Below are 14,049 nucleotides of genomic sequence, written 5' to 3'. Positions count from 1 at the left end.
TGGTGGAGAATAAAGCTATGTCCGGTTCCGCACCCCGGATTGTCATGAAATTCGGCGGAACGTCTGTCGGCGACCTTGATCGTATTCGCGCCGTGGCCGAACGCGTCAAAAAACAGAAAGACGCAGGATGTGATGTTCTTGTTGTCGTGTCCGCCATGGCGGGGGAGACAAACAGGCTTGTCGGTTTCTGCCAGTCCCTCTCTCCTTTGCATGACCCCAAGGAATACGATTCCATTGTGGCCACGGGCGAGCAGGTGACAAGTGGCCTGCTGGCCATTGCGTTGCAAAAGCTTGGTGTGCCCTCGCGCTCGTTCGCGGGGTGGCAGGTGCCAATCCTGACCGATTCGGCGCATGGTAAGGCCAGTCTGGATTCGATTGATGGCGCAAAGCTGCTGGGCTGCATGGCCGAGGGCATGGTGCCGGTTGTTGCGGGCTTTCAGGGTGTTGCGCCTGATGGCCGAGTTTCCACCCTTGGGCGTGGTGGCTCGGACACCTCGGCCGTGGCCCTTGCCGCTGCGATCAAGGCGGATCGGTGCGATATCTACACCGATGTGGACGGTATTTACACAACCGACCCGCGCATTGTGGCCAAAGCGCGCAAGCTTGATAAAATTACCTATGAGGAAATGCTGGAACTGGCCTCTGTTGGCGCCAAGGTGCTGCAAACCCGCAGCGTAGGCCTTGCCATGCGCGAAGGGGTGCGCGTGCAGGTGCTTTCCAGCTTTGCAGATGGCCCGGCTGTTATGGAAGGACATCTTCCGGGGTCTTTGGTGGTGGATGAGGACGAAATCGTGGAAAAGAAACTGGTTACCGGCATTGCCTACTCCCGTGATGAAGCCAAGCTGTCGGTCCGGCGTATTCCGGATCGGCCCGGTATTGCCGCCGCAATTTTTGGCCCCATGAGCGAAGCCCACGTGAACGTGGACATGATCGTGCAGAGCACGGGCGCGGACGGCACGACCAACATGACCTTTACCACCAGCAAGAGCGACTTGCCGCAGGCGATCAATGTGCTGGAAAGCGTGCGGGACTCCGTGCAGTACGAAGAACTGGCGACCGACCCGGATATTGTTAAGATCAGCGTTGTGGGCACAGGTATGCGTTCGCACGCAGGCGTGGCCAGCACCATGTTCCGCACACTTTCGGAGCGGTCCATCAACATTCAGGCCATCTCCACCAGCGAAATCAAGATTTCGGTGCTGGTGGCGGCGGAATACGCAGAACTTGCCGTGCGGGCGCTGCATACCGCATACGGGTTGGATAATGTCTGATCAAAGCAACGCGATTGCCGCGACCGATGCTCCCACACAGGTAGAACTGCAACGCGCCCGCAAGCGGCTGGATGCGTTGTGGCGGCGTGGGACCGACTTTTTGGGCACGCAGTACGCCATTCTGGGCGGGGCCATGTCCTGGGTGAGTGAGCGTAATCTGGTATCCGCCATTTCCAACGCTGGTGGGTTTGGGGTTATTGCCTGCGGGGCCATGGAACCTGCACGTCTGGCGGAGGAAATTAAGGCCACCCGTGCCCTGACCGACCGTCCGTTTGGCGTGAACCTGATTACCATGCACCCGCAGTTGACCGAACTGGTGCAGGTCTGTCTGGACGCGGGTGTCGGTCATATTGTGCTGGCCGGAGGTATTCCGCCCGGTGCGGCCATCAAGGCGATCAAGGACGGTGGGGCAAAGGTTATTGCCTTCTCTCCCGCGCTAGTTCTGGCCAAACGTCTGGTTAAAATGGGTGTGGATGCGCTGGTTATTGAAGGAGCCGAGGCTGGCGGGCATGTTGGTCCGGTTTCGCTAACGGTTCTGGCGCAGGAAATTCTTCCCCATATTCAGAGCGTTCCGGTGTTTGTGGCCGGTGGTCTGGGGCGGGGGGATGCTCTGCTCTCCTATCTGGAACTGGGGGCGTCTGGCGGGCAGTTGGGCACGCGCTTTGCTGCGGCCGAGGAAAGTATCGCTCACGAAAAATTCAAAAAAGCGTTTGTGCGTGCCGCCGCGCGTGACGCCATAACCTCTGTGCAGCTGGATGACCGTTTTCCGGTTATTCCCGTGCGCGCTCTGGGTAACGAAGGCGGGCGGCAGTTTGTTGCGCATCAGGCAGATGTTATCCGCCGTTTTCAGTCTGGCGAATTAACGCGTGAGGCCGCCCAGCTTGAGATCGAGCACTTCTGGGCGGGGGCGCTGCGCCGTGCCGTTATTGACGGCGATGTTGAACAGGGGTCTGTTATGGCAGGCCAGTCTGTTGGTATGGTAACATCTGTCCAGCCTGTGGCACAGATTATTGAAGATATGGTCGATCAGGCTACTGTGGCTCTGGTACGTCAACAACGTCGTATGGATGCGGATGGCTGAATACGCCCAAGGTTCCGATCATGAGCAAGGCTCGCCATTACCCCCGCTTCCGGATGTGGAGGTTCTGGGGGTAGGCGAAGCTTTGCGTAAGCGCCGCGAGCAGCTGGGGTGGAGCATTGGCGATGTTTCCGACTGGTTGCGGATTCGCAGCGTTTATCTGGATGCGCTGGAAAGTGGAAATTCCAGTGTGCTGCCAGCAGAGGTCTATGCTCTGGGTTTTTTACGGACATATGGGCAGGCCCTTGGGTTCAATCCCGATCAGATGCTCAAGCTTTACCGGCAGGAAGGGCGGTTGGGCACACGCAAGCCCGATCTGGACTTCCCCGACCCGCCACCTGATCGGCGCCTGCCGCCAGCCGTCAGTATTTCACTGGGGCTGGTCGTTATTCTGGCAAGCTATGTGGGGTGGTACTGTTTTGTTGGTCACGCGCCGCCTGTGCCAGAGCGCGTGCCACCTGTGGCAACCCTGATGCCCGGCGAAAGTGCAAAAAATGCGCCATCGCCGCAGGTCGCCTCGATTTTACCTGACCACAACATGGCGCAGGTTCCGCCAATACCTGTTGCCGTGCAGGCCGCTCCACCACAAAGTATGCCTGTTCCGGCTAATAATGGCGCGGAGGCTGCCCCTACAGTCAGTGCCGCCAACACCGCAGAGGCAACAACACCTCCCGTAGCGTCTCCACCGCAAAATCAGGTCGCGCCAGTAACCGCGCCTGAAGTGGAGCCGCCCTCTCACACGGAACCGGCGGATACGGCTGTAGCCAGTGCAGACGCCCCCCTTATGCTCAAAGCCACGGCTCCAAGCTGGGTGCAGATCAAAAATGCGGGTGGCAAGGTTGTCTACGACCATATTTTGCAGCCGGGCGATGCATGGACTGTTCCCGCTGATAACGGGCCGTATAGCCTGACTGTGGGGAATGCGGGCGGTATAACCCTTGCTCAGGGAGCAATGACCACCCCACCATTGGGGAAAAACGGTGCGGTCTTGCGCCGTATTGCCCTTACGCCAGAAATGGTGCGGCAGGTGCAGGCCGGGGGTGGTGTAAGCACCACGCCCGCTCTTCCGGCGGTGGTTGCTCCTGTGGAACCGGAGGCAGGTTTGCCACCCAAGGTTACAAAGGTTGATGTGCCAAAGCCCGATCAGCCCGCAGCGGTTTCTGGCGCTGGGGCAGGCGGTGCTGCCGTGGCTCCGGTTGAGACGGTCAAACCCGCGCCACACCGGGCGGTAACCCCTGCGGAGCCAAGTGCGGATGACCTGAACGCCCGCCAGCTTAATGGGGTTGGCGCGCACTGAATGGCTCTTTCCATGCTTTATGTGTAGCCAACCGGCCTTGATTTTGGCAGGAAAGCACCAAACCTAGAGCGGGAGACGCCGCAGCGCCGAAATGCGGCCAGACCTCCCCCAACTGTCGTCTCGACAAAAGGATGCAAGATGAGCGGCTACCGGCCTTACCAGCATATCGAGCGTCGGAAATCTCGGCAGATCCACGTCGGCAAGGTAGCCGTCGGTGGAGATGCCCCGATTTCCGTCCAGACCATGACCAATGCCCTGACCAGCGATGCACAGGCGACCATTGAGCAGATTCGCCGTGCCGAACTGGCAGGTGTGGATATTGTTCGTGTTTCCTGCCCGGATGAGGAAAGCACGGCAGCACTTGCTGAAATTGTAAAGGAAGTGAACGTGCCGATCGTGGCCGATATTCACTTCCACTACAAACGTGCGATCGAGGCTGCCAAGGCGGGGGCTGCGTGCCTGCGCATCAACCCGGGTAACATCGGGAGTGCGGAACGTGTGCGTGAGGTGGTTCAGGCCGCCAAGGATTACGGCTGTTCCATTCGTATTGGCGTTAACGCCGGGTCGCTGGAAAAGCACCTTCTGGAAAAATACGGCGAGCCAAACCCCGAGGCTCTGGTGGAAAGCGCGCTCGAACACGCCAAAATCCTTGAAGATCATGACTTCCGTGAATTCAAGATCAGCGTAAAGGCATCGGACGTATTCATGGCGGTTGCGGCTTACCAGCAACTGGCAGATGCGTGCGATTACCCGCTGCACATTGGCATTACCGAAGCAGGCAGCAAGCGTGCCGGTACGGTCAAATCCTCCATCGGGCTAGGCAATCTGCTCTGGGCCGGGGTGGGGGACACCATGCGTGTTTCCCTTTCCGCCGCACCGGAGGAAGAAGTGCTTGTTGGGTGGGATATTCTTAAATCCCTTGGTCTGCGCCACCGTGGGGTCAAGATCATTTCCTGCCCATCCTGTGCCCGTCAGGGCTTTAATGTGGTGGAAACGGTCCAGACACTTGAAGACCGTCTGGCACACATTAAAACCCCGCTCACGTTGTCCATCATCGGGTGCGTGGTCAATGGTCCGGGCGAAGCGCTCATGACCGATCTGGGTGTGACCGGTGGTGGCTCTGGCCGTCACATGGTCTATTCCGCAGGAAAGCAGGACCATACCATTGCTGCGGGCGACATGATCAGCCACGTTGTTGAACTGGTTGAAGAACGCGTGGCTGCCATTGAGGCTGAAGAAGCCCGTGCAAAGCAGGAAGGGGCCACCCCCGAACTGCCGGATATGGCGTCCGCCAAGTAAGTTCGCCTCTCACCCGCCTTGCGCCTGCGGCATGTTCGGGGCGTGTGGCGGGTCTTATTTTGCCCAATAGACATAGATATAGGGCGCAAACCTGCAAAGGTTCTGCGTCAATCAGGAAAAACAGGCCGTGAGCAGCATTCAGCCCGTAAGAGGAACGCACGATCTTATTGGAGAAGAGCAGCGCCGCCATGCGCGCGTGGTCCAGACCGCGCGCCATATTGCCGGACTCTACGGGTTTGATGAATGGTCCACCCCCATTTTTGAGGAAACCCGCGTATTCTCCCGCTCTTTGGGAGATACATCGGATGTGGTTTCCAAGGAGATGTATTCCTTCAATGACCGGGATGGGGAAAGTCTGACCCTGCGGCCAGAAGGGACGGCGGCCGTCTGCCGCGCGCTGGTGACCAATGCGCTCACCCAGTCGTTGCCTCAGAAGGTGTTTTATACCGGTCCCATGTTCCGGCACGAGCGGCCGCAAAAAGGGCGTTACCGCCAGTTCCACCAGATCGGGGCGGAACTGCTTGGTGCTGCCGAACCGCTGGCCGATGCGGAAGCCATCGCTCTTGGTTACGCTGTGCTTGAAGCACTGGGTGTGGCCCAGTACGTAACGCTGGAATTGAATACGCTGGGTGATGCCGCCAGCCGGGATGCCTGGCGGCAGGCGCTGGTTGCGTATTTTTCAGCACATGGGGATAAGCTGTCCGAGGATAGCCGCGTAAGGCTTGAAAAAAACCCGCTGCGCATTCTCGACAGCAAGGATGCAGGCGATCGTGAGCTTGTTGCCAACGCGCCTATGATGGAAGAATTCCTGACCTCCGAGGCCCGCACCTTCTGGGATGAGCTGCGCCAGAAGCTTGACCTGTTTGGCATTGCCTACACAGTTAACCCCGCCATTGTGCGTGGTCTGGACTATTATAACCATACCACGTTCGAGTTCGTGACCAACCGCCTTGGCTCACAGGGCACGGTGCTGGCTGGTGGACGGTATGATGGTCTGGTCAAGCAGATGGGTGGGCCGGAAGTGCCAGCAATTGGCTGGGCAGCCGGGGTTGAACGTCTGGCCATGTTGCTGGAAGAGGCGCCGCAGGCTCCGCGTTCTGTTGTGATCATTCCCGTTGGTACGCCAGATGAAAAAGCCGTGTGCCAGATTTTGCAGGCTTTGCGCCAGCAGGGCGTGCGGACCGAAATCGGCTACAAAGGCTCGCTGCGCAAGCGTATGGAGCGGGCAGGCAAGCAGAATGCAAGCCACGTGCTGTTTTTGGGCGAAGACGAACTGGCCCGTGGCGTGTTCCGTGTCAAAAGCATGGAAACCGGGCAGGAAAGTGAAGTGGCCACTCAAGCCCTGCTGTCTGATGCGCGGAGCATTTTTGCGTAATGAATCTTGATGAACGGCTGGACCGGATTGCCAGTCGCGCGCTTGAACTGGAAGCGCATCTGGCAAGCGGTCTGAGTGGGGATGCTTTTACACAGGCATCCCGCGAATATGCGGAAATCGAACCTGTTGTCTCGCGTATTAACGACCTGCGGGCAATCGAACTGAGCATTATTCAGGCGGAAGCACTACTGGCCGACCCGGAAATGCGGGAGCTTGCAGGGGAAGAACTGGCCGAGTTGCGTGAGCAGCTTCCCCGGTTGCAGCGCGAGGTCCGTCTGGCGCTTCTTCCCAAGGATGCAGCAGACGAACGCAGTGCCATTCTGGAGGTGCGCCCCGCCGCTGGTGGGGATGAAGCCGCTTTGTTTGCGGCTGAGTTGTTTGGCCTGTACCGCCGTTATGCAGACCTAAAAGGCTGGCGCTTTACCGTTATGGATTATGACGAAAGCGAGCTGGGTGGTCTGCGTGGTGGCATTGCAGAAATTAGCGGCAAAAGTGTTTTCGCTCGGCTTAAATACGAATCTGGCGTGCACAGGGTGCAGCGTGTTCCTGCTACAGAGGCGCAGGGGCGTATTCACACCTCCACGGTTACGGTTGCCGTTCTGCCCGAAGCGGAAGAGGTTGACGTAACCATTAACGAGACCGAACTGCGGATAGATGTTTTTCGCGCATCGGGTGCTGGCGGGCAGCATGTGAACAAAACCGAAAGCGCTGTGCGCATTACCCATTTGCCAACGGGTATTGTTGTGTCCATGCAGGAGGAGAAAAGCCAGCACAAGAACCGTGCCAAGGCAATGAAGATCCTGCGTGCGCGCCTGTATGAGCGTGAGCGTGAGCAGGCTCATGCCCATCGTGCGGCGGACAGGCGCTCTCAGGTTGGAACGGGTGATCGGTCAGAGCGGATCCGGACCTATAATTTTCCGCAAGGACGGGTAACGGACCACCGGATTAACCTGACCCTGTACAAAATTGACCGCGTAATGCTGGGTGAGCTGGACGAGTTTGTGGATGCGCTTACGCAGGAGGAACAGGCAGCCCTTATGGCGGATGCGGGGTTCTAGCCAGCCTAGCTGATCGGGGTGGAGCAGACTTCGCCCCGGCCGGGAATGCGTTCGGCGGCTTCTGGCGCTTGCGGGTCGACCAGAAAAAAGTCCGTAAAGCCATCGGATCCCAAGGCATCAAAATGGTGGCCATCGGGGTTGTGCAGGATGCCGCTGCTGCTGACCTCGTGCGTTTCCGTCCGGCCATCTACGGTGCGAATGGTAATTTCGCCGCACAATGTGTAGGTGTGGTCAAGGCGGCCCTGTGGGGTAGGAATGCGAACCGTCTTGTAGCGCGTGGTGTCATCGAGTCGGAATACGGATGCCAGTTTGCCGTCCAGATAGATGCGTGAGACTTCGGAAATTTCCATGTCAGCTTTTTCGTCCGTGACCGTAAACTCGCCTGCCGTGGCACAGCGCAGGGGGGCGACCAGCAACCCTATGGCGGTTAACAGAACAAAAGACCGAAGAGTGAATGAAAAGCGCGAAGCGGGCATTGATGTGTAGATCGGGTGATTTGTTGAAATGACACATCAAAGCAAAGCAGAAAAAACACCACACCACCAGCCCATACAGGACCTGCTTGCCAGAGGTGCGGCACTTTTGCGCGATGCCGGGGTGGAGAACCCCCGTAGGGAGGCGCGTCTGCTACTGCAACACGCGCTGGGGTTAACGCCGGAGGCGCTGCTTGGACTTTCCTCCCGTGCGGAAGTTGCAGCCGAACCATTTTTGGCATGGGTGCGCCGTCGGGCACGGCACGAACCTTTTGCCTATATTACAGGCAGTAAAGGGTTCTGGAGCCTTGATCTGGCGGTCTCTTCCGCATCCCTCGTGCCGAGGGGGGATACGGAAACCCTGATTACCGCTCTGCTGGAACTGTACCCGGACCGCAATGCCGCTTTGTCGGTTCTGGACCTGGGAACGGGAACGGGCTGTATTTTGCTCGCAGCTTTGGCCGAATACAGGAATGCTTGGGGGGTAGGGGTGGATATTAACCCCGCAGCAGCCAGTTTGGCCCATGTTAATGCCCGGCGGTGCAACATGGCAGACCGTGCGCTGGTTATGGCTGGCCAGTGGGCGGAGGCTCTAAACCCGCAAACCCGGTTTGATGTTGTTTTTAGTAACCCACCCTACATTCCCACAACGGACCTTGCCGGTCTGATGGAAGAGGTCAGGGCGCATGAGCCTGTGCGTGCGCTGGACGGTGGGCAGGATGGTCTGGATGCATACCGTGACCTGTGCGCCCGGCTCCCGCATCTGCTGCGTGATAACGGGGTTGGTATTTTTGAAATTGGGATCGGGCAGGAGCAGGACCTGCGCGCTATAGCCGCGCAGAACGGGGTGGATGTGGTGCGTGTGCTGCCTGATCTGGCGGGGATTGCCCGCTGCGTTGTGCTACGTCACGGGCAGGCATCTACTGGAATATGAAAAAACCGGTTGGCTTTGTGGTTGGGCGTTGTTATTGTGATCGTGCTCAGTCCTGCGGCGGAATGCAGATAAATAAAATCTGCCACGGTGGATGAGCGGTAAGGGCTTTTTTCCCGGCAATAAAAACAGGTTGTCGCCAAAAACCCATTCCGAAAAACAATTCGGCCTTCATTCAGGAACATGCCTTTTGTATCGGACTGTTTCTTCATGCAAAGTGCCATGAACAGGAAAGCACTGTGATAAACCCATGAATGTAAAACGGATGCGTACCAGACACCATCGCTCCAGCGGGAGCAATGGAGCGTCCAGGCAGTTAAATGGCCAGATTCCCATGAACCGGAATCATGTTTTTGACAGTCATGGCCCCGATGTGCGGGTCAGAGGCACAGCACAGCAGCTTTTTGAAAAATATCTTCAGCTCGGTCGTGATGCGACAGGCAGTGGTGACCGCGTGGCGGCTGAAGCGTATTTCCAGCACGCCGAACATTATTTTCGTATTCTGAATGCCATGGCGCAGGCTGCCCAGCAAAGCCAGCAGGAGCGCGCCGAGCGCCAAGCCGCCAGACAGCAGCGTGCTCCGTCCCATTCCTCCGAAGATGAGGAAGATGATCAGGCGGATATGGATCATGAGGGAACGTCCGAGACCAAAGACCTTTCCACCGAGCCGCAGCCTGAATTATCCGAAGGGTAATTGAGCCAGACACCTGCACCCGACCTGTGCCATGATTATGGAGTGGGGGTGTAGGGTGGCTCTGCGGTGGTTGTTTAAGTGAAGTTCTCAGGCTGGGTCAGTATTGCAGCCCGGAGTAAATCCAAATTTTTATTTGAAATGGGAACTGTATAAAACCACAGAGGGTTTATCCCTGATGGTTTTTGCTATGCATTTTGCAAGAACAGTAGCAGTATTCGGTCTGGAAAAGACGCTATAACCATCAGGAATGAGTTCTTCCTTGTGGGGAAGATCGGGTAAGAAGATGGAAACTTTTATTTAAGGGGAAAATCACCGAGGTCTCTTGATATGTCTCAAGAGTATAAGGTGATGGTAGCGGCGGAAGGATTTGAACCTCCGACCAAGGGATTATGATTCCCCTGCTCTACCACTGAGCTACGCCGCCATTGGTTGGTGGCGGTTATGTATCTGTTCCAACGGGGGGCGTCAATCCACCAGATCAGTTTTTTTTTAGAAAACTGATTGGTTGGAAGGAATTGGATCACTGTTCCAGATTGCCGGCCCCAAAAATATAGTTGCTGACCTGCTGCTCAAGGCTGGAGGGTTCGAGCGTATGCGTGAGCATCTGCCCCGCCTGGGCCAGTGTTGTGGCTTTGCCCGGTTCGATCATCAGTGCATTGTCGGAGGAGAGGGTGCCGCTGCCAATTGTCAGTATGCTGTCTGTTGGCAGGCGAAGTGCGCCATCCAGCCGGAAGCGGACAATGGCCATTTGGGATGCGGGGTCGAGCGTAATGCTGGAAACGCGGCCCACCTTTACTCCGGAAATATCCACATCCGCGCCGCGAGCCAGCCCATTGGCCGAAACAAAACGGGCGGCAAGTTCGTAGGATGTCTTACCCGGTGTTTTTTGGGTGTTGGTCGCGTACAGGCCAAACCCAGTTGCCGCGGCCAGAACCAGAGTACTGCAAATAATAGCGCCTATGTGGTTTTGTCGGCTCATGGTCGGTTACGGCCCTTATGATGCAAAGTGTGCTTGCGCAAAAAGTTAAACAGGACGAAATCCTTGCAGCACTTAGGCGCATGGTGCAAGGACAGCAGTCAGATATCAGCCAGTTTGGAACCCTAAACCTCCATGTCCCTTTTTCAGGCACTTATCATGGCGCTGCTTCAGGGCGCTACAGAGCTTTTTCCTGTCAGCAGTCTTGGGCATGCTGTTGTCCTGCCGTCTTTGCTGCACTGGTCATATGATCTGCATGATCCGACATTCCTGCCATTTCTGGTTATGTTGCATATGGGGACATCTGTCGCGCTGCTGGTTTTTTTCTGGCAGGACTGGCTGGCTCTATGCAAAGGGGCGTTTGGGGCGTTCGGGCACCGTATTCAGTTGGAAAGCCTCCATATTCTGTGGCTGATCTGCCTTGCCACCGTGCCCGCCGTTATTGTTGGCGGCCTGTTTGAACATTGGTTGCGCAGCGTGTTTGGCTCTGCGTCTTCTGCCGCGTTGTTCCTGTTTTTGAATGGTGTTCTGCTGCTGCTGGTTGAAAAACTGCGTAACAGTGTTGTTCGTAAGGATGTCCGTTATCTGGCAAGCCTGACATCGCGCGATGCGTTGTTTATTGGTTTTTTCCAGTGCTTTGCTTTTTTTCCGGGTCTGTCGCGCTCGGGGGCCACAATCTGTGGTGGCCTGCTCCGTGGATTGCACCATGATGCAGCCGCACGGTTTTCGTTTCTTATGGCTCAGCCCGTTATTATTGCGGCAACGGTGCGTGAAGCGTTTAAAATGCGCCACACCCCCATTGATCCGGCCCAGATGCATATTGCTCTGCTGGCAGCCGTTGTGTCCGGGGTAACCGCTCTGGCCAGTACGGCTTTTCTGATGCGTTATTTCCGCAAGCATGACAGTTGGGCGATGTTTCCTTTTGCGTGGTACTGCATGGTGGCCGGGGGAGTCGCGTTTTTGATGTTCCACTTCGCAGCGTAAGTGGTCGACAGGATGAAACGTGGTCGTGCCCCTTTGCTGCGTAAAACGCTTGCCAGAGTAGAGCTTGAGAATGGGCGGCAACGCCTGAAAAAAACGCTGGGACCATTGCAGTTGACCATGCTTGGCGTGGGTTCAACCATTGGTGCAGGCATTTATGTTATGACTGGCACGGCAGCAGCCAATTATGCCGGGCCTTCCATTCTGCTGTCTTTTGTTGTGGCGGGGATTGCCTGCCTGTTTACCGCTTTGTCCTACGCGGAGCTGGCATCTGTCATGCCTGTGTCGGGGTCGGCCTATACCTATGCGTATGTGTCCATGGGGGAAGGGTGGGCGTGGGCTGTTGGCTGGCTGCTTTTGATGGAATACGGCATTTCCTGCGCGGGGGTGGCTGCCGGTTTTTCCGGGTATGCCGCCAGTCTGCTGGAGGATTTGGGTCTTCATGTGCCAGCCGCTTTGCACACCACAACGCTAGGTGTGACCCATCAGGGTTCGGATAGGCATATTGTGGGGGACTGGCAGTGCGACCTGCTGGGGGCTTTGTCCATTGTGGCTGTGACCGCGCTGCTCATTGTAGGGGTGCGGGAATCCTTTAGAATCAACTCGCTTATTGTTGTGCTTAAAGTTGGTGTGCTGGCGGTTTTTGTGGCGCTGGGTGTCTGGGAAATGCACCCGGCTTACTGGACCCCCTTTATCCCCACCTATCAGGGTGGGTTCCGCTATGGTGTGCCGGGTATTTTTCGGGCGGCATCAGTTATCTTTTTTGCCTATGTCGGGTTCGAGGCGGTTTCCACCGCCGCGGCCGAGGCCAAAAACCCCAAGCGGGATGTGCCCGTGGGCATTGTGCTCTCACTTGTGATCTGCACGGTGGTTTATATGGTGGTGGCCGCTGTGCTGATCGGTGTTGTGCCGTGGCAGTCGCTTGATGTGGCAGACCCGCTGGCCATTGCCGTTAACGCCATGCACCAGCCATGGCTGGCCCTGTTTGTTAAAATTGGCGCTGTGGTTGGTCTGTGCTCAGTGCTGATGGGGCTGCTGTATGCCCAGAGCCGCATCTTTTTCGCTATGGCGGAAGATGGTCTGCTGTTCCCCATTTTTTCCCGCCTGCACAGGCGTTACCATACCCCGTGGCTTGGCAGTATTATGCTGGGGAGCGTGGTTGCGTTGGCAACTGCGGTGCTACCCATTGATATTATTGGTGATCTGGTCAGCCTGGGCACGGCAACGGCGTTTGGGATTGTCTGCTTTACCGTCATATGGATGCGGAACACGGCCCCGGATTACAAGCGCGCTTTTGTTGTGCCCTTTGGCGGGTTTGTGCTGCGCGGCGTGTGGGTCGGCTACGTGCCATTACTTGGCATGATCTTTTGTGGATTTATGGTGGCCCCGCTCTGCTGGGACATGGTTCTGGCGTTTATGGGGGGCGACCCCGTGCCCGTATTGCTTCTTGCGTTTTATGCTTTGTGTGGATGGAGTTGTTACCGCTTTTATGGCCGCCATCATTCCCGCCTTGGACGGGAGCAGAGGGCCACATTGGCGGATGGCTCCCTCTAGTCATTAAGAGGGTAGGACGCCAGCAGCTTTTTCTGTTCGCGCCATAGGCGTAGCCCGTACCACAGGTTTGTGGGCTTCCAGCCTGCGGCCTTGTTTTTTGCCCCTATGCGATAGCTCTCGCCATAATGCAGGAACTGTGCGGCATATGCTTCGCGCAAGGTGGTGCGGGAATCCCAGATGTGAATGGCTTCCGCCCCCACGCCGTTGATTTCGATGATTTCAAAATTTTCGCCACGCGCCAGATCGTCCACGCTGCGGAACTTCAGATCAATCCGCCCGAAATAAAAATCGGGAATATCCTGCATGATCCGGTCGATCTTCTGCGTGAGTTCTGGCGTAATGTCAGGGATACCGTTGCGAAAAACAGCGCCTTTGCAATGATTGCCCGCAAAAACCAGATCCAGTCTTTCGCCTTTGGCGGGAATGGTGTTCAGGCGGTGTTGCAGGCGGGGGGTGTAGATGTGCAGAACCTTGCTGGTGCGCACGTCCTGTTTGAGTAATTCCAAAACAGTATCCTTCCCGTTGCCGGTCAGGAAAGGAATGTCCTTGTATGTCAGGGAGGTCAGGCGACCTGCTGGTTCGTCGGGGTGGCGAATGTAAAACAGCCCCGCCTCGTGCGGCCACGTAATCAGTCTTTGAATAACCAGTTCGACATTGCGTGGGAATGCAGCGCAGACCTGCGCCAGTTCGTCCTGAGAATGTACCAGTTTAACACCCGTGCCGTTGCACCCGATATCGGGTTTGACCACAACGGGGAATTCCAGCCCTTTGGAGCGCATGGCCTCCGTAGCGGCCGCCAGATCGTTCTGGCCAGTGGTCAGCGTGGCGTATGGTGCAATCCACTGGGTTGCATAGGGGCCTGCCATATCCAGCAGGTCACTCTTTTTTTCCCCACACAGACCGCCTGTTGTTATGCGCGGGTTGGCCGCAGTTGGCAGGGTTACGTCCCTGTAGCGTAGGCCCAGCAATATCCAGTATGCCACAACAGGTGTGTAAAACAGCCAGCGTGGCCAGAATTCGAACAAAGAGAGAGGATTGGGCTGTTTGTCGTGCTGGGGCATG

The 14,049-nt window shown here is 56.9% G+C and carries 14 protein-coding genes and 1 tRNA gene; 10 read left to right on the top strand and 5 right to left on the bottom strand.

The annotated features are described in order from the left end of the window. Positions 1-17: 17 nt before the first annotated feature. From AABE20_RS01155 to prfA, 6 genes are all read left to right on the top strand, one after another. Positions 18-1,271 (top strand): aspartate kinase, encoded by a 1,254-nt coding sequence (locus tag AABE20_RS01155; protein ID WP_338331445.1) that lies wholly within the window; start codon positions 18-20, stop codon positions 1,269-1,271. After that, complete coding sequence (locus AABE20_RS01150; protein WP_338331444.1) at positions 1,264-2,352, top strand: NAD(P)H-dependent flavin oxidoreductase; 1,089 nt, start codon at positions 1,264-1,266, stop codon at positions 2,350-2,352. The genes AABE20_RS01155 and AABE20_RS01150 overlap by 8 nt, the downstream gene beginning before the upstream one ends. Beyond that, positions 2,345-3,646: a helix-turn-helix domain-containing protein gene (locus AABE20_RS01145; RefSeq protein WP_338331443.1), complete on the top strand. Its 1,302-nt coding sequence runs from the start codon at positions 2,345-2,347 to the stop codon at positions 3,644-3,646. The genes AABE20_RS01150 and AABE20_RS01145 overlap by 8 nt, the downstream gene beginning before the upstream one ends. 138 nt (positions 3,647-3,784) lie before the next feature. Beyond that, the gene (gene ispG, locus AABE20_RS01140) at positions 3,785-4,945 is read left to right on the top strand and encodes a flavodoxin-dependent (E)-4-hydroxy-3-methylbut-2-enyl-diphosphate synthase (RefSeq protein ID WP_338331442.1); all 1,161 of its coding nucleotides are present in this window, start codon (positions 3,785-3,787) and stop codon (positions 4,943-4,945) included. Between the two features lie 127 nt (positions 4,946-5,072). After that, a complete protein-coding gene (gene hisS / locus AABE20_RS01135) occupies positions 5,073-6,320 on the top strand; it encodes a histidine--tRNA ligase (RefSeq protein ID WP_338331441.1) in 1,248 nt (415 codons plus the stop codon). Continuing rightward, the gene (prfA, locus tag AABE20_RS01130; RefSeq protein WP_338331440.1) at positions 6,320-7,378 is read left to right on the top strand and encodes a peptide chain release factor 1; all 1,059 of its coding nucleotides are present in this window, start codon (positions 6,320-6,322) and stop codon (positions 7,376-7,378) included. Before hisS ends, prfA begins: the two co-directional genes overlap by 1 nt. Before the next feature lie 5 nt (positions 7,379-7,383). Here prfA and AABE20_RS01125 read toward each other — a convergent pair whose 3' ends face one another. Further along, the gene (locus AABE20_RS01125; RefSeq protein WP_338331848.1) at positions 7,384-7,728 is read right to left on the bottom strand and encodes a hypothetical protein; all 345 of its coding nucleotides are present in this window, start codon (positions 7,726-7,728) and stop codon (positions 7,384-7,386) included. 154 nt (positions 7,729-7,882) lie between these two features. Between AABE20_RS01125 and prmC the strand changes: the two genes are divergently transcribed. Then, positions 7,883-8,785: a peptide chain release factor N(5)-glutamine methyltransferase gene (prmC, locus tag AABE20_RS01120; RefSeq protein ID WP_338331439.1), complete on the top strand. Its 903-nt coding sequence runs from the start codon at positions 7,883-7,885 to the stop codon at positions 8,783-8,785. Here the strand turns inward: prmC and AABE20_RS01115 are convergent. Further along, entirely contained in the window at positions 8,758-8,994 is a 237-nt protein-coding gene (locus AABE20_RS01115) for a hypothetical protein (protein ID WP_338331438.1), read from the bottom strand. The genes prmC and AABE20_RS01115 overlap by 28 nt on opposite strands. A gap of 38 nt (positions 8,995-9,032) precedes the next feature. Between AABE20_RS01115 and AABE20_RS01110 the strand changes: the two genes are divergently transcribed. After that, positions 9,033-9,476, top strand: a complete 444-nt coding sequence (locus AABE20_RS01110) for a DUF4167 domain-containing protein (protein ID WP_338331437.1) — start codon at positions 9,033-9,035, stop codon at positions 9,474-9,476. Positions 9,477-9,825: 349 nt separating this feature from the next. Here AABE20_RS01110 and AABE20_RS01105 read toward each other — a convergent pair. Further along, a tRNA-Met gene (locus AABE20_RS01105) sits at positions 9,826-9,900 on the bottom strand. A gap of 96 nt (positions 9,901-9,996) precedes the next feature. Further along, the gene (locus AABE20_RS01100) at positions 9,997-10,455 is read right to left on the bottom strand and encodes an MlaD family protein (protein ID WP_338331436.1); all 459 of its coding nucleotides are present in this window, start codon (positions 10,453-10,455) and stop codon (positions 9,997-9,999) included. A 132-nt stretch (positions 10,456-10,587) separates the two neighbouring features. On the opposite strand from AABE20_RS01100, the gene AABE20_RS01095 reads away from it, so the two are divergent. Next, complete coding sequence (locus AABE20_RS01095) at positions 10,588-11,436, top strand: undecaprenyl-diphosphate phosphatase (protein ID WP_338331435.1); 849 nt, start codon at positions 10,588-10,590, stop codon at positions 11,434-11,436. 12 nt (positions 11,437-11,448) lie between these two features. Then, entirely contained in the window at positions 11,449-12,987 is a 1,539-nt protein-coding gene (locus AABE20_RS01090; RefSeq protein ID WP_338331434.1) for an amino acid permease, read from the top strand. Here the strand turns inward: AABE20_RS01090 and AABE20_RS01085 are convergent. Beyond that, positions 12,984-14,048, bottom strand: a complete 1,065-nt coding sequence (locus tag AABE20_RS01085) for an ATP-grasp domain-containing protein (protein ID WP_338331847.1) — start codon at positions 14,046-14,048, stop codon at positions 12,984-12,986. The two genes, AABE20_RS01090 and AABE20_RS01085, sit on opposite strands and share 4 nt — an antisense overlap. Position 14,049: the final 1 nt, after the last annotated feature.

This window comes from Acetobacter zythi, from assembly GCF_963921165.1.
GTDB lineage: Bacteria > Pseudomonadota > Alphaproteobacteria > Acetobacterales > Acetobacteraceae > Acetobacter.
Note: the sequence above shows the minus strand (reverse complement) of the source record. Positions and strands in the feature narration are given on the sequence as shown.